A 20436-nucleotide genomic window follows, 5' to 3' on the forward strand; every position below is an offset into this window, starting at 1 on the left:
GTTCTCACCCCAGCCCCGCGCAGACACAGGTCTTGTGATGAACGATCAGCGCCGGCGGAACTGGCTGCCGCCGCGGAACGGCGGACGCGGGCCCGAGGAACGCTCGTCCTTGTGGCGGAACACCAGACGACCCTTCTCCAGGTCGTAGGGCGACATCTCGACGGTGACCCGGTCGCCGGCCAGAGTCTTGATGCGGTTCTTCTTCATCTTGCCGGCCGTGTAGGCCACGATCTCGTGGCCCTGGTCGAGCTGCACGCGGTACCGTGCGTCCGGCAGGATCTCGAGCACGAGACCGTCGAACTGCATCAACTCTTCTTTCGCCATTCACACTCTCCACCCGGGTCGCCGTCGCGGTCGGCGCCACCGGGAGTCATCTTCATCGATTGGTCGCGACGCGGCCGGCCGTACGGGTGCTCGGCCGAGATGCCGGGCGCGCTGATGGCCTTGTAACGCTCGCTGTGCATGTAAGGTGAGGCGAAGGGACGCGCAAGCCGCGCTTGTGACGCACGCACGGCTTCGTCAACGGAAAAAGGCCCGGCGCGCGCGGCGCCGGGCCGATCCGGCGAGGCCGGTTCTTACTGGGTCAGCTCGTTGCCGGTGTAGTCGATCCGGCCGTCGCCACCCTTCTTCCACATGTACATCACGTAGTCGGGACGGGTGATGTCACCCTTCTTGTCGTACGAGATGTCGCCGATCACGGTCTTGAACGGCTTGCCCTCGTGCATGTAGGCCGCGACCTTCTTGCCATCGGTCGACTTGGTGGCCGTCATGGCGTCCTTGAGGATCTGCACGGCGGCGTAGGAGTAGAGGGTGTAGGCCTCGGGGTCGATGTTCTTGGCCTTGAAGGCCGCGACCGCGTCCTTGGCGTTGGGGTTCTTGCGGGCATCCGGCGCGAAGGTCATCAGCGTGCCGTCGGCGCCGGGGCCGGCGATCTGGGCGTATTCCTTGTCGGTGATGCCGTCGCCGCTCATCAGCGGAGCGTTGAGGCCCTGGTCGCGCATCTGGCGCACGATCAGGCCGGCCTCGGTGTGCAGGCCGCCGTAATAGACCACGTCGGCCTTGGCCTGCTTCAGCTTCGAGACGAGCGCCGAGTAATCCTTCTCGCCCGGGTTGATGCTCTCGAACAGGACGTCCTTGCCGCCCTTGGCCTTCAGGGCCTTCAGGGTCTCGTCGGCGAGGCCGCGGCCGTACGGGGTCTTGTCGTTGACGAACGCGATGTTCTTGCCCTTGAACTTCTCCGCCAGGTAGGTGCCGGCGACCGCGCCCTGCTGGTCGTCGCGGCCGCAGGTGCGGAACGTGTTCCACAGCTTGCGCTCGGTGTATTTCGGGTTGGTCGAGGCCGGGGTGATCTCGACGATGCCGGACTCGGCGTAGACGTCGGAGGCCGGGATCGAGACGCCGGAGTTGAAGTGGCCGACCACGGCCTTCACGCCCTCGGCGGCGAACTTGTTGGCGACCGAGACGCCCTGTTTCGGGTCGGAGGCGTCGTCGCCGATGACCAGGACGATCTTCTGGCCGTTGATGCCGCCGGCCTTGTTGATGTCCTCGACGGCCTGCTCGGCGCCGTTCTTGAGCTGGGCGCCGAAGGCGGCGTTGGGGCCGGTGATCGGGCCGGCCACGCCGAGCTTGATCTGGGCCTGCGCCGATCCGGCGAAGGCAAAGGTGGCCGCGAGGGCGAAGCCGGCCAGTAGCGTGCGCTTCATCTCTATACTCCTCTGGATCGACGGTCACGTCGGGCTCGCGGGCCCTTTCGGACGGGAGACCGGGGCTCAGGCGGGCCCCGGATCGGTGCGGCCGGAGCATCCGGCTCCGGCGCGGTTCGCAAATCCCGCGCCTGTCATCGAGCGCGGGGCAGGGGGCGTCAGACGCCGGCCTTTTTTCAGGCTTGGGCGCCGGCCTTGGCTCGCCAGGACAGCGGCCCGCTACGCTCGTAGAGCCAGCGGTACTGCGTCGTCATCTGCCGGGCGCGGGTCGCGCGGTAGCCAAGGGAGCCGATGATCAGCAGCACGATCGTGTCGACGACGTAATAGTGCGGCGACAGGAGCATGCCCTCGAACAGGGCGTGATGGATGAAGCGCACGGCGAAGCCGAGCAGCAGGAGCGAGACCACGGCCTGCCAATACGGCTTCCAGCCGAGCGCGATGCCGCGCCCGATCATCCAGGCCATCCAGCCGCCCATCACCACGGTGACGAGCAGGAACAGCCAGATCGTGCTCTCCTCGTAGAGGATCCCCTGCATCAGTGCCGTCCCCCCTCGAGATAGGCCGCCTTCACCGACGGGTCGTCGAGGAGCTGCTTGCCGGTGCCCGACATGGTGATGGTCCCCGTGACCATGACGTAGCCGCGATGCGCCAGCTTGAGGGCGTGGTAGGCGTTCTGCTCGACGAGGAACACCGTCATGCCGTCGCGCTCGTTGAGCTCCTTGATCGCCGAGAAGATCTGCTTGACGATCAGCGGCGCCAGGCCGAGCGACGGCTCGTCGAGGAGCAGGAGCCGCGGCCGGCTCATCAGGGCGCGGGCGATCGCCAGCATCTGCTGCTCGCCGCCCGACATCGTGCCGCCGCGCTGGTAGAGCCGCTCCTTGAGCCGCGGGAACATCACGCAGACCCGCTCCAGGTCCTGCTCGAAATGGGCGCCGCCATTGACGGCCGCCCCCATCTGCAGGTTCTCGTAGACGGTCATGCGGGGGAAGATCCGCCGTCCCTCCGGCGATTGCGCCAGGTTGAGGCGGGCGATCTCGTGGGTCGGCATCTTGGTGATGTCGCGGCCCGCATAGGTGATGCTGCCCTCGCGCGCCCGGGGGCTGCCGAAGATCGTCATCATCAGGGTCGACTTGCCGGCCCCGTTGGCGCCGATCAAGGTGACGATCTCGCCCTCGTTGACGTCGAGATCGACGCCTTTCAGCGCGATGATGTTGCCGTAATAGGTCTTCACCCCCCGCACCGTGAGGAGCGGCGCCCGGGAGCCGGCGGCCCGGGCACGGGTCTCGTCCTGGAGGACGTTGATGCCGGCGACGCTCATACACCCACCTCCGCCTCGACCTGCTCCACCTCGTCGTCCTCGACGCCGAGATACGCGGCGATGACGCTCTGGTCGCTCTGGATCTCCGTCGGCGTGCCGTCGGCGATCTTGGTGCCGTAATCGAGCACCACGACGTGGTCGGAGATCTCCATCACCACCGACATGTCGTGCTCGATCAGCAGGACCGAGGTGTCGTGGTCGTCGCGGATCGCCCGCAGGAGATCGTTGAGCAGCAGCGATTCGCGCGGGTTGAGGCCCGCCGCCGGCTCGTCGAGGCAGAGCAGGACCGGATCGGTGCACATGGCGCGGGCGATCTCGAGCCGGCGCTGGTCGCCATAGGGCAGGGCGCCCGCCGGATCGTCGGCGCGGTGCATCAGGTGGATGCGCTCCAGCCAGTCCTTGGCCCGCTCGACCGCCGCCTTCTCGGCCCGGCGATAGGCCGGCAGGCCGAGGAGCCCCGCGATGGTGAAGCCGGAGGCCAGCATCAGCGGGTTGTGCTGCGCCACCAGCAGGTTCTCCAGCACGGTCATGCCGGTGAACAGGCGGATGTTCTGGAAGGTGCGGGCGACCCGCGCGTTCCGGTTCACCGCGTAGCCCGGCAGCTGCTCGAGCAGGAACTCGGCGCCGTCGCGGTGGCGCAGGGTCATCATGCCTTCGGTCGGCTTGTAGAAGCCGGTGATGCAGTTGAAGACCGTGGTCTTGCCGGCGCCGTTCGGGCCGATCAGCGCGGTGATGTCGCCGCGGCCGACCCGGAACGACAGGTCGTTGACGGCGACGAGGCCGCCGAAGCGCATGGTGACGTGGTCGACCGTCAGGACCGGATCGGCCATGCGGGGGGAGGCGAAAGAGGAAGACATCAGCCGTGACCCTCCTTCACGAGGGAGCCCGAGATGCGCTTGCGCTCCTTGAGCACGATCGAGGGCGCGCGTTCCGAGATCAGGCCGCGGGGACGCCAGATCATCATGATCACCATGGCGAGGCCGAACAAGAGCAGGCGGTACTCGTTCGGGTCGAAGCCGTCGCCGAACACCGCCTTGAGGAAGCCGAGGTTGCGCAGCATCTCCGGCCCGCCGACCATCGCCACCGCGGCGACCGCGACGCCGATCTGCGAGCCCATGCCGCCGAGCACCACGATCGCCAGGATGATCGCGCTCTCGAGGAAGTTGAAGCTCTCTGGGCTGACGAAGCCCTGGCGCACCGCGAAGAACGAGCCGGCGAAGCCGCCGAACATCGCGCCGAGGGCGAAGGCGGTGAGCTTGGTGTTGGTGGTGTTGATGCCGAGCGAGCGGCAGGCGATCTCGTCCTCGCGCAACGCCTCCCAGGCCCGGCCGATCGGCAGGCGGCGCAGCCGCAGCGTCACGCCGTTGGTGATCAGCGCCAGCACCAGGATCAGGTAGTAGAGGAAGATGACCCGGTGCATCGGGCTGAAATCGAGCCCGAACTTAGCCGCGAACCCGTCCTCGTCCGCCGTGAACGGCACGCCGAAGAAGGTGGCGCGGGGAATCGACGAGATGCCGGCGGCGCCCCCGGAGAAGTCGGTCCAGTTGATCAGCACGAGGCGGATGATCTCGCCGAAGGCCAGCGTCACGATGGCGAGGTAGTCGCCGCGCAGGCGCAGGACCGGAAAGCCCAGCACCATGCCCCACAGGCCCGCGAACAGGCCGGCAAGCGGCAGGCAGATCCAGAACGACAGGCCGAACACCGTCGACAGCAGCGCGTAGGAATAGGCGCCGACGGCGTAGAAGGCGACGTAGCCGAGATCGAGCAGGCCCGCGAGCCCGACCACGATGTTGAGGCCCCAGCCCAGCATCACGTAGGTGAGGATCAGGATGCCGAGGTCGATCCAGTAGCGCGATTCGCCCAGGCCTCCGGTACCGAGCACCGCGAGCAGCGGGAAGGCCAGCGTCACCCCGAGGAAGGCGGGGAGGGCGTAGCTGGACAGCTTCTGGGAGGCGTTCGGCGTCGCGTCCACGGCCTCCGTCGCCTGGGTCGGCGACGGGGTCAGCGCCCGGCGGGCATCGCGGTTGGCGAGGATCATCCGCTGGGCCAGCCGCCCGACGAAGACGAGGCCGCACAGGATCGCCACCAGGCCCCAGCGCGGGACGAGGTCGAGGGCGGAGGTCTGGCTCAGATCGGTGCGGAAGGCGACGATCGGGACGCAGAGGCCGAAGGTGACGAGCGCGAACAGCGCCGCATCCTTGACGATCGCCGCCATGTCGGTCGCGGCGCGGTCGGCGGCGTTGGGCGCCGCGAGGGTCGGGGCCGGAGTCGCCATCAGACCTTCTCGACCTCGGGCCGGCCGAGGATGCCGGACGGCATGAAGATGAGCACGATGGCGAGGATCGAGAACGCCGCCACGTCCTTGTATTCGATGGAGAAATACGCCGACCAGAAGGTCTCGACGAGGCCGATGAGGAGGCCGCCGAGCACCGCGCCGGGCAGGCTGCCGATGCCGCCGAGGACCGCCGCCGTGAAGGCCTTGACGCCGGGGGTGAAGCCGTCGGCGAAGGACACGACGCCATAATACAGGAGGTACATCGTGCCGGCGACCGCCGCCAGCGCCGCGCCCAGCACGAAGGTCAGCGAGATCGTGCGGTCGACGTCGATGCCCAGAAGTGCCGCCATCTTGCGGTCCTGCTCGCAGGCGCGCTGCGCCCGTCCGAGCGGCGTCTTCTGCACCAGGTACCAGAACCCGGCGAGCAGCACGACCGTCGTCAGCATGATGATGATCTGCTTGTAGGAGAGCGCGACGGCATAGCCGTTCTCGCCGGTCCACAGGGTGATCACCTCGCGCATCATCGGCGGGGTCGGCTTGTTGCGGGCGTCCTGCACCACCTGGACGAAGTTCGACAGGAAGATGGAGACGCCGATCGCCGAGATCAGCGGCGCCAGGCGGAACGAGCCGCGCAACGGCCGGTAGGCCACGCGCTCGATCGCCCAGCCCCACAGGGCGGTCAGCACCATCGCGCAGATCAGGACGATCAGCAGGGCCAACGCGATCGACGAGATGCCGAGCCAGGTCGTGACGATCAGGAAGGTGATCAGTGCGATGAAGGCCGAGAGCATGAATACGTCGCCATGGGCGAAGTTGATCATGCCGATAATGCCGAACACCATCGTGTAACCGATGGCGATGAGGCCGTAGATCGACCCCAGCGTCAGCCCATTGATGAGCTGCTGCGCGAAGACCTCCATGCGGTCACGTTCTCCGTTCGCGGGCCTGTGACCCGTGCCTCCCTGGCCGCGCCCCGTCATCCGGGTGTCACGGCCATCCCTTGCGACGAGGCTTAGCAAGCACCGCACCACTCGACAATCCGCCGTTGCCGGGCGGGTGCGCGAAAGACCGTCTGGCCCTGCGGCAATCGCTCCGCTAGCCTCGCGGCGACGCCGATTTCCAATGACGGGGGAGCGCCGCGATGGCGATGACGATGACCGGCGAGGTCGTGCTGCCGGCCGACCAGCAGACCGTGTGGGAGAAGCTGAACGATCCCGAGGTGCTCAAGCGCTGCATCCCGGGCTGCGAGAGCCTCGAGAAGGTTGGGGACAACGAGCTCCAGGCATCGGCCAAGATCGCGGTCGGGCCGGTGAAGGCGACGTTCAAGGGCAAGGTGACGCTCACCGATATCGACCCGCCGAACGGCTACCGCATCACCGGCGAGGGCCAAGGCGGCGTCGCCGGCTTCGCCAAGGGTGGGGCGGTGGTGCGGCTGGAGCCCGCCGAGGGCGGCCAGACCAAGATGACCTACGACGTCGAGGCCAGCGTCGGCGGCAAGATCGCCCAGCTCGGCGGCCGGCTGATCAACGGCGTGGCGAAGAAATACGCCGACAATTTCTTCGACACGTTCGCCAAGGAGGTTCAGGGCGACGCCGCGGGCGAGTCCTCGGCCGCCTGAGCGGGCCTTCGATCGCCCGCGATCAACTTGCTGCGAGGCGAATGGGCAGGATGCCGGAAACCGGGCGAAAACGGCCGGTTTCCGCGCCAAAAAGTCGGCGCGCCGCGCCTTGACCGGCGCTTCAGGCCGGTTGACACTCGAATTCGAGCGATTCCAGAAAGGCAGGCCGGCCCGGCCACCACGAGCGACAGGGTCCGACGGACAGGACCCGCGGGTCTTCGGCCAAGAAGCCTTTGGGCCAGGAGGAGGACGTCACCCATGAGCACTGTCAGCCTGACGGTGAACGGTAAGGCCGTGACCGCCGACATCGATCCGCGCACGCTGCTGGTGCAGTACCTGCGCGAGACCCTTCGCCTCACCGGCACCCATGTCGGCTGCGACACCAGCCAGTGCGGGGCCTGCGTCGTCCATCTCGACGGCGAGGCGGTCAAGGCCTGCACCGTGCTGGCCGTGCAGTGCGACGGCCGCTCCGTCACCACCATCGAGGGTCTGGCCTCCGGCGGCGAACTGCACCCGATGCAGGCGGCCTTCCGCGAGCATCACGGGCTCCAGTGCGGCTACTGCACCCCCGGCATGATCATGACCGCCGTCGACCTGGTGCGCCGCAAGGGGAGCGCCCTCGACGAGCAGACCATCCGGCACGAGCTGGAGGGCAACATCTGCCGCTGCACCGGCTACCACAACATCGTGAAGGCGATTGCGTCAGGCGCCGAGAACATGGCGGCCGAGCCGCAGAAGGTCGCGGCGGAGTAGCGGAACGCCCAACCCTCCCCCGTCTGCGGGGGAGGGTGCCCCACGGAGTGGGGCGGGAGAGGGGCAGCGCGGCGCTGGTCCAGTGAGTGCCCGTCAGCGCGGTTCACTCCTTTCCGGAAGCGTCGTCCCCCTCTCCCGACCCGGCCTCACGGCCGGGCCACCCTCCCCGGCAGAGGGGGGAGGGTTCACGACCTGCGCCACACCAAGAAATCGTCCGCGCCATCCGGACCAAGAAGACCACGCCACCAGACCGAGGCCGGCCTCGAACCCCGACGCGCCGGCCCGCGAGGCCAGATCCGGGAGAGACACGCATATGACCGCCACCGGCATCGGCGCCTCGGTGCGCCGCAAGGAAGACCAGCGCTTCATCACCGGCAAGGGCCGCTACGTCGACGACTACAACCGTCCGGGTCAGGCCTATGCCTATTTCCTGCGCTCGCCCCACGCCCATGCCACGATCCGCGGCATCGATACGGCGGCGGCCGCGGCGATGCCCGGGGTGGTCGGCATCCTGACCGGCGAGGACCTGGCGGCCGACAAGGTCGGCGGCCTGATCTGCGGCTGGATGATCCATTCCAAGGACGGCACGCCGATGAAGGCCGGGGCGCATCCGGCGCTCGCGCAGGGCAAGGTGCGCTATGTCGGCGACCACGTCGCGGTGGTGATCGCCGAGACCCTGGCCCAGGCCAAGGACGCCGCCGAGGCGATCAGCGTCGATTACGACCTGCTCCCGGCGGTGGTCGAGACCGCCAAGGCGGCGGGTGCCGGCACGGTGGTCCACGACGTCGCCCCCGACAACACCGTCTTCAACTGGCATCTCGGCAACCAGTCCGACGTCGACGCGGCCTTCGCCCGGGCGGCGCACGTCACCAAGCTCGACATCGTCAACAACCGCCTGGTGCCGAACCCGATCGAGCCCCGCGCGGCGGTCGGCGAGTACGACGAGGCCGAGGAGGCCTTCACCCTCTACACCACGAGCCAGAACCCGCACGTCGCCCGCCTCGTGCTCTCGGCCTTCATCGGCATCGCGCCGGAGAACAAGCTGCGGGTGGTGGCGCCGGATGTCGGCGGCGGCTTCGGCTCGAAGATCTTCATCTACGCCGAGGAGACGGTCTGCGTCTGGGCGGCGAAGAAGGTCGGCCGGCCGGTGAAGTGGACCAGCGACCGCACCGAGGCGTTCCTGTGCGATGCCCACGGCCGCGACCACGTCACCCATGCCGAGCTCGCGATGGACGAGGGCGGCAAGATTCTGGCGCTCAAGGTCCACACCATCGCCAATCTCGGCGCCTATCTCTCGACCTTCTCGTCGTCGGTGCCGACCTATCTCTACGCGCCGCTCCTGTCGGGCCAGTACAACATTCCGGCGATCTATTGCGAGGTGGATGGGGTCTACACCAACACCGCGCCGGTCGACGCCTATCGCGGGGCCGGGCGGCCGGAGGCGACCTTCGTCATCGAGCGGCTGGTCGAGGTCGCGGCGCGCGAGCTGAACCAGGACCCGTCGAAGTTCCGGCGCAAGAACTACGTCAAGAGCTTCCCGCACCAGACTCCCGTCATCATGATGTATGACGGCGGCGACTATTCCGCCTCCCTCGACAAGGCGCTGGAGATCGCCGACCACAAGGGCTTCGCCCGCCGCCGGCGCGAGAGTGCCCGCAACGGCAAGCTCCGCGGCATCGGCTTCTCGTCCTACATCGAGGCCTGCGGCATCGCCCCGTCGCAGGCGGTGGGGTCGCTCGGCGCCGGGGTGGGCTTGTGGGAATCGGCCGAGGTGCGGGTGAACCCGACCGGCTCGATCGAGGTGCTGACCGGCTCGCACAGCCATGGCCAGGGCCACGAGACCACCTTCGCCCAGCTCGTCTCCGACCGGCTCGGCGTGCCGATCGAGAGCGTCACGATCGTGCATGGCGACACCGACAAGGTGCAATTCGGCATGGGCACCTACGGCTCGCGCTCCGGCGCGGTCGGCATGTCGGCCATCGCCAAGGCGATCGACAAGGTGGTGGCCAAGGGCCGCAAGGTCGCGGCCTACGCGCTCGAAGCCGGCGAGGACGACATCGAGTTCAAGGACGGCCGCTTCTCGGTCGCCGGCACCGACAAGTCGCTGGCGTTCGGGGAAGTGGCGCTGCAAGCCTACGTCGCCCACAAGTTCAGCGGCGCGCAGCTCGAGCCGGGCCTGAAGGAGGGGGCGTTCTACGATCCCACCAACTTCACCTTCCCGGCCGGGATGCACATCTGCGAGCTCGAGGTCGATCCGGATACCGGCGTCGTCACCATCGAGAAGTTCACGGCGGTCGATGATTTCGGCAACGTCATCAATCCGATGATCGTGGAAGGCCAGGTCCATGGCGGCATCGCGCAGGGCGTCGGCCAGGCGCTGTTCGAGGGCGCGCTCTACGATTCCGACGGCCAGCTCGTCACCGCGAGCTTCATGGATTACCGCATGCCGCGGGCAGCCGACCTGCCCTCGTTCGAGGTCGGCATGACGGTCACGCCGTGCCCGTCGAACCCGCTCGGCATCAAGGGCTGCGGCGAGGCCGGCGCCATCGCGGCCCCGGCCGCCGTGATGAACGCGCTCACCGACGCGCTCGGCCACGAGAATATCGCGATGCCGGCGACGCCGCTGGCGGTGTGGCGGGCGGCGCAAGCCAGCCCCCACCTGCGCCCGGAAGCCGCCGAATAAGATCAGTCTGGAGAGCCCCATGTACGCTTTCGCCTATCACCAGCCGACCAGCCTCAAGGAAGCCGTGAGCCTGCTCGCCGGCGAGGACGCCAAGCTCGTCGCCGGCGGTCACACCCTGATCCCGACGATGAAGCAGCGGCTGGCTGCCCCCGGCACGCTGATCGACCTCGGCAAGGTGCCGGATCTCGTCGGCATCGAGCGCAGCCCGCGCTCGATCACCATCGGCGCCATGACCACCCACGGCGCGGTGGCCGATTCGACCGACGTGCAGGAGGCGATTCCCGCGCTGGCCGAACTCGCGGCGCTGATCGGCGACCCGGCGGTGCGCCACCGCGGCACGATCGGCGGCTCGGTCGCCAACAACGATCCGGCGGCGGATTACCCGGCGGCGTGTCTCGCGCTGGGTGCCACGATCAGCACCAACAAGCGCAAGCTCAGCGCGGAGGAGTACTTCACCGGCCTGTTCGAGACGGCGCTGGAAGAGGGCGAGATCGTCACCGGCGTGTCGTTCCCGATCCCCCACAAGGCGGCCTACGAGAAGTTCCGCAACCCGGCCTCGCGCTACGCCCTCGTCGGCGTGTTCGTCGCCAAGCGCCCGAGCGACATCCGGGTGACGGTGACGGGGGCAGGGTCGAACGGCGTGTTCCGCTGGACCGAGGCCGAGGAGGCCCTGGGGAAGCGCTTCGCCGCGAAGTCGCTGGAGGGGATGTCGCCGGCGGCGGACGGGCTCAACAGCGACATCCATGCCGACGCGGCCTATCGCGCCCACCTGATCGGCGTGATGGCGCGCCGCGCCGTGCAGAAGGCGGCGGATCGCTAGGACGCGACGCTCAACCCTCCCCCCTCTGCGGGGGAGGGTGTCCGGCGGAGCCGGGCGGGAGCGGGGCAGCACGACGCCGATCCAGGGATCTGCCTTCATGAGGGCCGCGACCTTTCCGGAAACGTGGTTCCCTCTCCCGAACCCTGCCGACGCCAAGGCAAGCTTCCCCGCGGAGGGGTAGGGACTGGATCGGCGCCGCTCCGCTCCAATATCAAAGCCGTGAACGCCCCCGGCGGACGCCACCCACGCCTTGCGAGAAGCCCCCTCCGCCGAATGACCCTGTCTCCGTCGACCCTCCCCACCTCCATCGACGCCACCCAGGCGCTGCTCACTTCGGCCGGCTACGTCGCCGACCGGGCGCTGTCCACCGTGGTGTTCCTGTCGCTCAAGCTGCAGCGGCCGCTCTTCCTCGAAGGCGAGGCCGGGGTCGGCAAGACCGAGATCGCCAAGGTGCTGGCGAAGTCCCTCGGGCGGCCGCTGATCCGGCTGCAATGCTACGAGGGGCTCGACGTCGCGGCCGCGGTCTACGAGTGGAACTATGCCGGCCAGATGATGGCGATCCGCCTCGCCGAGGCCGGCGGCGCCGTCGATCGCGAGCGGCTGGAATCGGAGCTGTTCTCCGAGCGCTACCTGATCCGCCGGCCGCTGCTCCAGGCGCTGGAGCCCGGCGCGGGCGGCGCCCCGGTGCTGCTGATCGACGAGCTCGACCGCACCGACGAGGCCTTCGAGGCCTTCCTGCTCGAAGTGCTGTCCGATTTCCAGGTCACGATTCCCGAACTCGGTACGATCCGCGCGCCCGAGCCGCCGCTGGTGATCCTGACCTCGAACCGCACCCGCGAGATCCACGACGCGTTGAAGCGCCGCTGCCTCTATCACTGGGTCGATTACCCGGACGCGGAGCGCGAGTTGCAGATCCTGCGCACCCGGCTGCCCCACGCACCCGAGGCCCTGTCGCGGGACGTGGTCGCCTTCGTGCAGGCGATCCGCAAGGAAGACCTGTTCAAGGCGCCGGGCGTCGCCGAGACGCTGGATTGGGCGACCGCCCTGGTCGAGCTCGACGCCGTCGCCCTCGACCCGACGCTGGTCATCGACACGCTCGGCGTGCTGCTGAAGTACCAGGACGACATCCAGGCGATGCAGGGCGGGCGGGCGAAGGCGCTGCTCGACGAGGTGCGGTCCTCCGCCGGATGAGCGAGAGCCCCGCAGGCTCCGGCCGGCTTCCCGACAACATCGCGTATTTCGCGAGGGCCTTGCGTGCCGCCGGCGTCCCGGTCGGGCCCGGCGACGTGCTCGATGCCGTCGCGGCGGTCGAGGCCGCCGGCATCGGCACCCGCGAGGATTTCTACTGGACGCTGCACGCCGTTCTGGTGCGCCGGCGCGAGCACTCGACCCTGTTCGCCGAGGCGTTCCGACTGTTCTGGCGCAGGCGCGACCTCATCGAGAAAATGATCGCCCAGATGTCGCCGGTCGCCCCCGACAAGGCGCCGCCGAAACCGCCCAATGCCGGGGCGCTCAGGGTGCAGGACGCCCTGTCGCCGAAGACCGAGCGGCCCAAGCCCAAGATCACCGAGGAAGACCTCACGACCGTCACCCTGTCGGTGTCGCAAGCCGAGGTGCTGAAGGGCAAGGACTTCGCCCAGATGAGCGCGGAGGAGGTGGCGCAGGCCCGCCGCCTCATCGCGAGCCTCCGGCTCCCCGACGACGCCACCCGGACCCGGCGGTTCGAGCCGCGGCCGCGTGGGCGCATCGACCCGCGCCGCAGCTTCCAGCGCACCGTGCGGGCCGGCGGCGCCATCGACCTCGCCTTCCGGGCGCCGCGGGAGCGGCCGCCGCCGATCGTGGCGCTCTGCGACATCTCCGGGTCGATGGCGGAGTATTCCCGCCTGTTCCTGCACTTCCTGCACGCCCTCTCCGAGCAGCGCCGGGTGCACAGCTTCGTCTTCGCGACGCGGCTCACCAACATCACCCGGGAGCTGACCCGGCGCGACCCCGACGAGGCGCTGACCCGGGCCAGCGCCCGGGCCCAGGATTGGGAAGGCGGCACCCGCATCGCCGAGGCCCTGCACCTGTTCAACCGGCACTGGTCGCGCCGGGTGCTCGGCGGCGGCGCGGTGGTGCTGCTGTTCACCGATGGGCTCGAGCGCGAGGTGACGCCGGAGCTGACCCACGAGATGGACCGGCTGCGGCGCTCGTGCCGGCGCCTCGTCTGGCTCAATCCGCTGCTGCGCTTCGAGGGTTTCTCGGCGCGGGCCAGCGGCATCCGGGCGATGCTGCCGCATGTCGACGATTTCCGGCCGATCCACAGCCTGTCGGCGATGGCCGATCTCTGCCGCGCGCTCGGCGCGCACCAGCCGCGCGGGCGCGAGCCGAAGGCGTGGTTGCGCGAGGCCGGCTGACACCTACTTCTGTAGGGGGCTAACACCCCTGGAGACGCTTGCCCGATGCTGTCGACAGACACCGACATCCTCGCCACCGCCGAGGCCTGGCGCGAGGCCGGCCGCGGCGTGGCGCTCGCCACCGTGATCGAGACCTGGGGCTCGGCCCCGCGCCCGGTCGGCTCGCACCTGATCATCGACCAGGAGGGCAACTTCCTCGGCTCGGTCTCGGGCGGCTGCGTCGAGGGCGCGGTCATCGCCGAGGCCGCCGACGTGATCGAGGACGGAAAACCCCGCGTGCTCGAATTCGGCGTCGCCGACGAGACCGCCTGGCGGGTCGGCCTGTCCTGCGGCGGGCGCATCCGCGTGCTGGTCGAGCCGGTCGCGTGAAGCTCGACCTCCTGCGGGACATGAACCGGGAGCGCGCCGCCCGCCGCGCCGTCATCCTGGTCACCGACACCGCCGACGGCACCCAGCGCCTGGTGCGCGAGGCTCAAGCCCAGGGCGATCCGCTGGCCGCCGAACTCCTCGCCCGCTTTCGCTCCGGCAAGAGCGGGGTCGTCGAGGCCGACGGGCGCTCGCTGTTCCTCACCGTCCAGGTTCCGCCGCCGCGCCTCGTGGTGATCGGCGCGGTCCATATCAGCCAGGCGCTCGCCCCGATGGCGACGCTGACCGAGCTCGACGTCGCGATCATCGATCCGCGCACCGCCTTCGCGACGCCGGAGCGCTTCCCCGACGTGCCGCTCCTGGCGCTGTGGCCCGACGACGCCCTGACGCAGTTGCCGCCGCTCGACCGCTACACCGCCGTCGCGGCCCTCACCCACGACCCGAAGATCGACGATCCGGCGCTGATCGCCGCGCTGAGGGCTGAGTGCTTCTATGTCGGGGCGCTCGGCTCTCGGAAGACGCATGGTAAGCGCGTCGAGCGGTTGACTGTCGCCGGGCTGGGCCCGGAGCAGATCGCCCGCATCGCCGCGCCGATCGGCCTCGATATCGGCGCGGTCAGTCCGGCCGAGATCGCGGTCTCGGTGCTGGCGCAGGTGATCGCGTCCCTGCGCCAGGACCGCCGCCGGGCTTCCGCATGAAGTTCGGGCCGGTTCCCGTCGCGGAGGCCGCGGGGCTGATCGCCGCCCATTCGGTGCGCGCCGGCGAGGCCGTGGTGAAGAAGGGCCGGGTGATCGGCGCCGAGGACGCCGCCCGTCTGGCCGAGGCGGGAATTGCCGAGGTGGCGGCGGTGGCGCTCGAGCCGGGCGATGTCGGCGAGGACGCGGCGGCCGAGCGGCTGGCGGCGGCGGTCGTGGGGCCCGGCGTCGCCGTCGAGCCGCCCTTCACCGGCCGGGCCAACCTCCACGCCGCGCAAGCCGGCCTGCTCGTCCTCGACGAGAGCGTCATCGGCGCCGTCAATCGCATCGACGAGGCGGTGACGCTGGCGACCCTGGTGCCGTTCAAGCCGGTGGTGCCGGGCGAGATGGTCGGCACCGTCAAGATCATCCCCTACGCGGTGCCGGGCGCGGTGCTCGACCGGGCGCTCAAGGCCGCCGCACCGGCGATCCGGGTCGCGCCGTACCGGCTCACCCGGGTGGCGGCGATCTCGACCCTGCTGCCCGGCCTGAAGGCGAGCGTCGTCGACAAGACCCTGCGCACCCTCGAAGCCCGGCTGGCGCCGGCCGGCGCGCGGATCGTCGGCGAGGCGCGGGTGCCGCACGAGGCCGCCGCCGTGGCCCAGGCCCTGACCCACGCGATCGCGCGGGACGGCGCGGATCTCGCCGTGGTGTTCGGCGCCTCGGCCATCGCCGACCGGCGCGACGTGATCCCGGCCGGGATCGAGGCGGCCGGCGGCACCGTCGATCATCTCGGGATGCCGGTCGATCCCGGCAATTTGCTGCTGCTCGGACGGCTCGGGCCGGATTCGCCGCGTCCCGTCCCGGTGATCGGGGCCCCGGGCTGCGCCCGCTCGCCGAAGGAGAACGGGTTCGACTGGGTGCTGCAGCGGCTTCTCGCCGGGATGCCCGTCACCCGCGACGACATCGTCGGGTTCGGGGTTGGCGGTCTCCTCATGGAGATCGTGTCGCGGCCACAGCCGCGGGATGGTGGGGCGAGCGCCGACGATGCCTGAGCCGGTCGGCACGGTGCTGCTCGCCGCCGGCCGCGGCACCCGCTTCGGCGCGAGCCCGAAACTCCTGACCCCGCTCGACGGCAAGCCCCTGGTGCGCCACGCGGCGGAGGCGGCCCTGGCGGCCGATCTCGGACCGGTGATCGCGGTGCTCGGCCATGCCGGCGAGGGGGTACGGACAGCCCTGGCCGGATTGCCGCTGAGGCTGGTCGAGAATCGCGATTACGCCGAGGGTCTGTCGACCTCGCTCCGCGCCGGGCTCGGTGCCCTGCCGGAGACCGTCGCGGCATCGCTGGTGCTGCTTGGCGACATGCCGCGGATCGGCCCCGGCCTGCTGGTACGGCTCGCGGAGGCGTTCCGGGGCGCGGAGGTCGCGCCGTCGGCGGTGGTGCCGGTGCGGGACGGGCAGCGCGGCAATCCGGTGCTGCTCAACCGCCGCCTCCTCGGCGCGACAATCGCCGCGCTCACCGGTGACCGCGGCGCCGGCCCTCTGCTGGCGCGGCGTTCCGACGTGCTGGAACTGCCGGTCGAGGATCCGGGCGTGCTGGTCGACGTGGATACCCCGGCGGCATTGGCCAGGCTGTCCTGATCCGTCGTCGAAACGGCGATGATCAGGTCTCGATGATGGTGCGGAACTCCTCCCCGGATACACTGCACGCTCATCAGCCGAGCAGCGCATGCACCAGCCGGGCGATGAAGGCGTCGCTCACCTCCTGCCGGGCTGAATGGCCGTAGTCGATCGCCGCATTCAGCGTATAGATGATGTCGAAGGGGTTGAGGTGCGGTGACAGGTCCTGGGCGCTGAGCGCCTGGGCCAACGTGCCGACGTTCATGTTGCGTCGTTGCCGTAGCGCTTCGACCATCGGCGCGATCCGATCGGGATCGGTGCGGTAGGCGTCGCGAAAGATCGGCACGCAGACACCGATGACGGGATCGCGGTAGCGATCGCGAACACCGATTCCCCATGCCGTAAGGTCGGCATGGATGTCGCCGCGATCGATCAGCAGCGCGTCGCCCATTCGACGGTGATAGGCATCGATCACGGCCGCCATGGCCGACGGCCATCGGCGATAGAAGGTCGCGCGCGGCAGGCCCGCATGCTGGCAGATGCGATTGACCGACAGACCGGCTTGGCCGTGCTCCGTCAGGAGGGCGATCGCACTCGCCAGAAGACGCTCGTCAAGCTCGTCCTGCCGAGGCCGGCCCATGATCGCATCCGCCCGCTTGCCGCTCATCGACGCCCGTCCTTCTCCATCCACGCAGGTGTAACGGCTGCGCCTCGCTTTACTATTGACACACGCTTGCATCATGACGCAGCTTACATACGATACATATATGAAGCGTAAGTCGACCGGAATCGTGAGTCGGGCGGATGGTCGAACGGGCGGCAAGGAGGGGGTGACGAGCATGAGAGGGGCGGGTCGTACCGTATCGGTCCCAGCGCCGGCCCGCTGGCTTGCGGCCGTCGGCGACGCGGGCCCGCTCGACGACGATCCCTGACGAGGGGCCGACCCAGGTCATCGGTGCGAGCACCGGGACAGCGCCAGCGCCGTTCGAGCCCCGCGGGTCGCGGATCCCGGCAGCGCGATCGACGGCCCTCCTTGACGACGATGCCGGCCTGTCGGCCTGCGCGTCCAGGCCAATGATCATGCCGCTCGGCAATCGCCGGTCGTGGATGCGTACCCGGCATGACCGGTGCCGGGACCTTCGATGGTCACGGTCACACCTTCACCCCGCCCGCCACCGCGCGGCGCTGATCTGTCGGAAAAGGAGTGAGCGATGAAGATGCTGTTGATGTCGATCGCCCTGGCGACCACGCCGCTATGTGCGACGCCGGCCGCCGCACAGACGACACCGGCCACTCTGGAGACCATGCCGCCGGGGCAGATGCTCGAGACTGCGCCGCTTTCGCCCGAGCTCGGCCTGCCCGAGGCCGAGCGTGCGCTCAGCATTATCTATACCTCGACCGACGGCATGACCGGACATGGGACCATTCCGGTATCGGGCGCGATCTTCCTGCCCAAGGGCCCGCCGCCGGAGGGCGGATGGCCGGTGGTTGCCTGGGCGCACGGCACGGTCGGCATCGCCGATCGCTGCGCGCCGTCGCGCAATCCCCGCTCTGCGCGCGACAAGGCGTATCTCGATCAGTGGCTCAGCCAGGGCTACGCGGTCGTCGCCACCGATTACCAGGGTCTCGGGACGCCTGGCCCGCACCCGTACCTCCAGAGCCGATCGGCCGCCTATTCCGTGCTCGACTCCGTGCGGGCGGCGCTCGGCGCCAAGCTGGGGCTGGCCGATCGGGTGCTGATCGTCGGCCAGTCGCAGGGGGCCGGCGCCGCCTTCGCCAGCGCCGGGGAGGCGTCCGACTACGCGCCGTCGCTGAATGTCGTGGGCACCGTCGCGACCGGCATTCCCTATTTTTCGGGTGCGTCGAGTGGCGCCGGCAACCTCGACGAGGTGGACCGGACCATCGCCTACCTCTTCTACATCGCGGCGGCGGCGCAGGCGACCGACCCCTCGATCGATGCCAAGTCGCTGTTCACCGCGAAGGGCGCACCGTTGCTCGAGAAGGCCGAGCAGATATGCGTCGTGGACCTGATGAAGGCGGTGGTGGACGCGGGCCTGACGCGCCGCAACAGCATCGACCCACAATATCCGGTCAAGCTGGCGAAATATTTGCGTGGCGGTACCTACCGCACCCTCGCCCTCAAGGCGCCGGTATTCGTCGGCACGGGTGACAAGGATGTCGACGTGCCGGTCGCCATGCAGCAGAAGCTGGTGCGTGACGCCTGCGCGGCCGGCACCCGCATCGCGCATCATGTCTATGCCGGACTGGACCATTCGGGCGCCGTGAACCCGTCCTTCGCGGATTCGTCCAAGTTTGCGGCGGCCGTCACGGCAGGCAAGCCGGTCGCGAGCACCTGCCCCAATTGAGCGGTCTCCATCAGCCCGGGCGTAAGGGGTGAGGGTCGCGCGCAACCCCTCCGGCGTCGCCGCTTCGGTCGCCGACTGGGACAGGGGAAGCTCACGCCTCCCCCCGTCCTGTTGGCGCACCACTCAGGGTGCACGGTAACCCGGTCCCCGCCCGTGCCGTGCAGCGCGGTCATGGTGTGACCGACCGGACGGCCCGAACAGACCCTCTCCGTCAGTCCCGGGGCCGCGCAGCGGAGCACGGGACGGCGACGGCGGGGGGGGGCAATCCCGGTCGATCGAATTCGACAGGTTCCGTGGAGGAGCCACGGGCGACGTTCAGGCCGCCGCGCCGAGGCTCAAGAGCCCCATCACGCCGGTGAACACCGCGTAGACGAAGCCAAGGTTCAGGAGCACGCCGAGCACGCCGACGCCGAGGCCGGCCGCCACCACGACGCCGTCGCGCTCGACGAGGCCGAGGCCGACCAGGGTGACCGCGAGACCGAGCGGAATCTGGCCGACGAGCGGAGCGGCGACGATCAGCACCAGGGAGAGCGTCAGCAGCAGCAGCCCCATGGCGCGCATGCCGATGTCGTTCTCGAACACCCGCAGGCGCGGGCGCGACCAGCGCTCCAGGCGGCGCAGCAGCGGCACCGCGCGGGAGACCGCCCGCTGCAGGTCGGACCGGGCGATCGAGCGGCCGAGCAGCGCCCGCGGCAGCCAGGGCGACGACATGCCGGCGGCGATCTGGGCCGCCACCAGGGCGAGGAGAAGGCCGCAGATCAGCGGGATCGGCGGGGGCATCGGCAGGCAGTTGGGCAGGCCGAGCAGCACGACGAGGAGGGCGAAGGCCCGGTCGCGGAGAACCGCCACGATGTCGCCGACGGTCAGCCGCTCGGTCTCCTGAGCGGCGAGGATGGTCAGGACCTCGGAGGTGCGGGCGAATTGGGTCACGGGGCTCTGGCTGTCGGGTGCCGGGGACGTGCCCTGGGGCGAGGGCGCAGCGCCCTCGCGTGGCACGGCGCCGGCCGCCGGCGGGGACGCCCGGCCCCCTCTAGCCCAACCGGCCGCCCGGGCCAACCCGCGGGCATGGGAGGCCCCGCTCCGGTCGACGGGGAAGCCGGCGAGGACGGGGCCGAGCCGCCGTCGCAGCGGACCGGTCGCGGAGAGGATGCGCCTGGGCATGGGTCACCGACGTGAGCGCCGCGCCTCGAGAGCGCAGCCGAGAGGGCCTCACACACGGCCAAGCAGGCAATCGTAGGGCAGCGACGAAAAAATCGTCGCCTCCCCGGCTCAATGCAGCGTCAGCACTCCGTTCACGGCGCGGAACTCGGCCGGCTTGATCAGCTGCGAATGGGCGACCCGGACCGAATGGAGCGGCCCGTCGAGCTCGCGCTTCCAGAAATCCAGGAAGCCGGTGAGCACCGGGAAGCGCGGGGCGAGGTCGTAATCCTGCCACACGTAGGTTTGCAGCACGCCGGGATGGTCGGGGATGCGGTAGAGGATATGGGCCGTCGTCAGGCCGTATCCCTCGATCTGCTGCCGGAACTCCTTCGAGACCATGAAACCTCCTCTCGGCGGGTGACCTTTCGGGTGGGGACGATCCGTCTTGGGTGTCGTGCGCTTTGCCGGCCAAGCGTCCGATGATGCGGTTAATCGATCCTTAACCTCAAGCGACGACCGCTGCGAAGCCGTTGATTTTTCAGGTAATAGCAGCCTCGCGGCGTGAGTGCTGACAGGGATCGGCGCTGGCGCCGACCCGGGCTCCGGCCGCCGTGCCGGACGACGCGGCCCGCGACGCTTCGGGGCGCGCGCCCGATCCGTGTACCGGTCGTCGGCCCAAGGCGAGGATGTCCCGGCAGCGTGCT

General features: G+C 69.6%; 21 protein-coding genes. 11 read left to right on the forward strand and 10 right to left on the reverse strand.

Going from position 1 to position 20436, the window contains the following annotated elements; all coding sequences use genetic code 11:
• Window positions 1-45: 45 nt before the first annotated feature.
• From infA to FF100_RS03000, 7 genes are all read right to left on the reverse strand, one after another.
• A complete protein-coding gene (gene infA, locus FF100_RS02970; RefSeq protein ID WP_048429304.1) occupies window positions 46-324 on the reverse strand; it encodes a translation initiation factor IF-1 in 279 nt (92 codons plus the stop codon).
• A 251-nt stretch (window positions 325-575) separates the two neighbouring features.
• Window positions 576-1703 (reverse strand): branched-chain amino acid ABC transporter substrate-binding protein, encoded by a 1128-nt coding sequence (locus FF100_RS02975; protein ID WP_139034050.1) that lies wholly within the window; start codon window positions 1701-1703, stop codon window positions 576-578.
• Between the two features lie 176 nt (window positions 1704-1879).
• The gene (locus FF100_RS02980) at window positions 1880-2239 is read right to left on the reverse strand and encodes a DUF6867 family protein (protein WP_139034051.1); all 360 of its coding nucleotides are present in this window, start codon (window positions 2237-2239) and stop codon (window positions 1880-1882) included.
• Window positions 2239-3021 carry an ABC transporter ATP-binding protein gene (locus tag FF100_RS02985; protein ID WP_139034052.1) on the reverse strand — a complete coding sequence of 261 codons (783 nt, stop codon included), beginning with the start codon at window positions 3019-3021 and terminating at the stop codon, window positions 2239-2241. The genes FF100_RS02980 and FF100_RS02985 overlap by 1 nt, the downstream gene beginning before the upstream one ends.
• Window positions 3018-3878, reverse strand: coding sequence for an ABC transporter ATP-binding protein (locus FF100_RS02990; protein ID WP_139034053.1), 861 nt, complete (start codon window positions 3876-3878; stop codon window positions 3018-3020). Before FF100_RS02990 ends, FF100_RS02985 begins: the two co-directional genes overlap by 4 nt.
• Window positions 3878-5296 (reverse strand): high-affinity branched-chain amino acid ABC transporter permease LivM, encoded by a 1419-nt coding sequence (gene livM / locus FF100_RS02995; protein ID WP_139034054.1) that lies wholly within the window; start codon window positions 5294-5296, stop codon window positions 3878-3880. The genes FF100_RS02990 and livM overlap by 1 nt, the downstream gene beginning before the upstream one ends.
• Entirely contained in the window at window positions 5296-6216 is a 921-nt protein-coding gene (locus tag FF100_RS03000; RefSeq protein ID WP_139034055.1) for a branched-chain amino acid ABC transporter permease, read from the reverse strand. Before FF100_RS03000 ends, livM begins: the two co-directional genes overlap by 1 nt.
• A gap of 221 nt (window positions 6217-6437) precedes the next feature.
• On the opposite strand from FF100_RS03000, the gene FF100_RS03005 reads away from it, so the two are divergent.
• From FF100_RS03005 to FF100_RS03055, 10 genes are all read left to right on the forward strand, one after another.
• Window positions 6438-6914 (forward strand): SRPBCC family protein, encoded by a 477-nt coding sequence (locus FF100_RS03005; protein WP_139034056.1) that lies wholly within the window; start codon window positions 6438-6440, stop codon window positions 6912-6914.
• 258 nt (window positions 6915-7172) lie between these two features.
• Window positions 7173-7667, forward strand: a complete 495-nt coding sequence (locus FF100_RS03010) for a (2Fe-2S)-binding protein (protein ID WP_139034057.1) — start codon at window positions 7173-7175, stop codon at window positions 7665-7667.
• 313 nt (window positions 7668-7980) lie between these two features.
• Window positions 7981-10350 (forward strand): xanthine dehydrogenase family protein molybdopterin-binding subunit, encoded by a 2370-nt coding sequence (locus FF100_RS03020; RefSeq protein WP_139034059.1) that lies wholly within the window; start codon window positions 7981-7983, stop codon window positions 10348-10350.
• A gap of 19 nt (window positions 10351-10369) precedes the next feature.
• Window positions 10370-11170: an FAD binding domain-containing protein gene (locus FF100_RS03025; RefSeq protein ID WP_139034060.1), complete on the forward strand. Its 801-nt coding sequence runs from the start codon at window positions 10370-10372 to the stop codon at window positions 11168-11170.
• A gap of 273 nt (window positions 11171-11443) precedes the next feature.
• Complete coding sequence (locus tag FF100_RS03030) at window positions 11444-12361, forward strand: AAA family ATPase (RefSeq protein WP_139034061.1); 918 nt, start codon at window positions 11444-11446, stop codon at window positions 12359-12361.
• Window positions 12358-13566: a vWA domain-containing protein gene (locus tag FF100_RS03035; RefSeq protein ID WP_139034062.1), complete on the forward strand. Its 1209-nt coding sequence runs from the start codon at window positions 12358-12360 to the stop codon at window positions 13564-13566. The genes FF100_RS03030 and FF100_RS03035 overlap by 4 nt, the downstream gene beginning before the upstream one ends.
• A gap of 45 nt (window positions 13567-13611) precedes the next feature.
• Window positions 13612-13935 carry an XdhC family protein gene (locus tag FF100_RS03040; protein WP_048452524.1) on the forward strand — a complete coding sequence of 108 codons (324 nt, stop codon included), beginning with the start codon at window positions 13612-13614 and terminating at the stop codon, window positions 13933-13935.
• Complete coding sequence (locus tag FF100_RS03045) at window positions 13932-14630, forward strand: XdhC family protein (protein ID WP_139034063.1); 699 nt, start codon at window positions 13932-13934, stop codon at window positions 14628-14630. The genes FF100_RS03040 and FF100_RS03045 overlap by 4 nt, the downstream gene beginning before the upstream one ends.
• On the forward strand, window positions 14627-15661 hold the full coding sequence (locus FF100_RS03050) for a molybdopterin-binding protein (RefSeq protein WP_139034064.1): 1035 nt from the start codon (window positions 14627-14629) through the stop codon (window positions 15659-15661). The genes FF100_RS03045 and FF100_RS03050 overlap by 4 nt, the downstream gene beginning before the upstream one ends.
• Window positions 15654-16247 carry a nucleotidyltransferase family protein gene (locus FF100_RS03055; protein ID WP_139034065.1) on the forward strand — a complete coding sequence of 198 codons (594 nt, stop codon included), beginning with the start codon at window positions 15654-15656 and terminating at the stop codon, window positions 16245-16247. Before FF100_RS03050 ends, FF100_RS03055 begins: the two co-directional genes overlap by 8 nt.
• Before the next feature lie 73 nt (window positions 16248-16320).
• Here the strand turns inward: FF100_RS03055 and FF100_RS03060 are convergent, their stop codons facing one another.
• Entirely contained in the window at window positions 16321-16893 is a 573-nt protein-coding gene (locus tag FF100_RS03060; protein WP_171070021.1) for a TetR/AcrR family transcriptional regulator, read from the reverse strand.
• 544 nt (window positions 16894-17437) lie between these two features.
• Here FF100_RS03060 and FF100_RS03065 point away from each other — a divergent pair.
• A complete protein-coding gene (locus FF100_RS03065; protein WP_139034067.1) occupies window positions 17438-18592 on the forward strand; it encodes a lipase family protein in 1155 nt (384 codons plus the stop codon).
• Between the two features lie 315 nt (window positions 18593-18907).
• Here FF100_RS03065 and FF100_RS03070 read toward each other — a convergent pair whose 3' ends face one another.
• Together FF100_RS03070 and FF100_RS03075 are read right to left on the reverse strand one after the other, a co-directional pair.
• On the reverse strand, window positions 18908-19522 hold the full coding sequence (locus FF100_RS03070; protein WP_281287245.1) for an exopolysaccharide biosynthesis protein: 615 nt from the start codon (window positions 19520-19522) through the stop codon (window positions 18908-18910).
• Window positions 19523-19861: 339 nt separating this feature from the next.
• Window positions 19862-20131 (reverse strand): usg protein, encoded by a 270-nt coding sequence (locus tag FF100_RS03075; RefSeq protein ID WP_048453592.1) that lies wholly within the window; start codon window positions 20129-20131, stop codon window positions 19862-19864.
• Window positions 20132-20436 lie beyond the last annotated feature (305 nt).

The organism is Methylobacterium terricola (assembly GCF_006151805.1).
Taxonomy (GTDB): domain Bacteria; phylum Pseudomonadota; class Alphaproteobacteria; order Rhizobiales; family Beijerinckiaceae; genus Methylobacterium; species Methylobacterium terricola.

Excerpts from the sequence above, each read along its gene's own strand:
- infA (WP_048429304.1), bottom strand. The coding sequence starts at position 324 with ATGGCGAAAGAAGAGTTGATGCAGTTCGACGGTCTCGTGCTCGAGATC.
- FF100_RS02975 (WP_139034050.1), bottom strand. The coding sequence starts at position 1,703 with ATGAAGCGCACGCTACTGGCCGGCTTCGCCCTCGCGGCCACCTTTGCC.
- FF100_RS02980 (WP_139034051.1), bottom strand. The coding sequence starts at position 2,239 with ATGCAGGGGATCCTCTACGAGGAGAGCACGATCTGGCTGTTCCTGCTC.
- FF100_RS02985 (WP_139034052.1), bottom strand. The coding sequence starts at position 3,021 with ATGAGCGTCGCCGGCATCAACGTCCTCCAGGACGAGACCCGTGCCCGG.
- FF100_RS02990 (WP_139034053.1), bottom strand. The coding sequence starts at position 3,878 with ATGTCTTCCTCTTTCGCCTCCCCCCGCATGGCCGATCCGGTCCTGACG.
- livM (WP_139034054.1), bottom strand. The coding sequence starts at position 5,296 with ATGGCGACTCCGGCCCCGACCCTCGCGGCGCCCAACGCCGCCGACCGC.
- FF100_RS03000 (WP_139034055.1), bottom strand. The coding sequence starts at position 6,216 with ATGGAGGTCTTCGCGCAGCAGCTCATCAATGGGCTGACGCTGGGGTCG.
- FF100_RS03005 (WP_139034056.1), top strand. The coding sequence starts at position 6,438 with ATGGCGATGACGATGACCGGCGAGGTCGTGCTGCCGGCCGACCAGCAG.
- FF100_RS03010 (WP_139034057.1), top strand. The coding sequence starts at position 7,173 with ATGAGCACTGTCAGCCTGACGGTGAACGGTAAGGCCGTGACCGCCGAC.
- FF100_RS03020 (WP_139034059.1), top strand. The coding sequence starts at position 7,981 with ATGACCGCCACCGGCATCGGCGCCTCGGTGCGCCGCAAGGAAGACCAG.
- FF100_RS03025 (WP_139034060.1), top strand. The coding sequence starts at position 10,370 with ATGTACGCTTTCGCCTATCACCAGCCGACCAGCCTCAAGGAAGCCGTG.
- FF100_RS03030 (WP_139034061.1), top strand. The coding sequence starts at position 11,444 with ATGACCCTGTCTCCGTCGACCCTCCCCACCTCCATCGACGCCACCCAG.
- FF100_RS03035 (WP_139034062.1), top strand. The coding sequence starts at position 12,358 with ATGAGCGAGAGCCCCGCAGGCTCCGGCCGGCTTCCCGACAACATCGCG.
- FF100_RS03040 (WP_048452524.1), top strand. The coding sequence starts at position 13,612 with ATGCTGTCGACAGACACCGACATCCTCGCCACCGCCGAGGCCTGGCGC.
- FF100_RS03050 (WP_139034064.1), top strand. The coding sequence starts at position 14,627 with ATGAAGTTCGGGCCGGTTCCCGTCGCGGAGGCCGCGGGGCTGATCGCC.
- FF100_RS03055 (WP_139034065.1), top strand. The coding sequence starts at position 15,654 with ATGCCTGAGCCGGTCGGCACGGTGCTGCTCGCCGCCGGCCGCGGCACC.
- FF100_RS03060 (WP_171070021.1), bottom strand. The coding sequence starts at position 16,893 with ATGAGCGGCAAGCGGGCGGATGCGATCATGGGCCGGCCTCGGCAGGAC.
- FF100_RS03065 (WP_139034067.1), top strand. The coding sequence starts at position 17,438 with ATGAAGATGCTGTTGATGTCGATCGCCCTGGCGACCACGCCGCTATGT.
- FF100_RS03075 (WP_048453592.1), bottom strand. The coding sequence starts at position 20,131 with ATGGTCTCGAAGGAGTTCCGGCAGCAGATCGAGGGATACGGCCTGACG.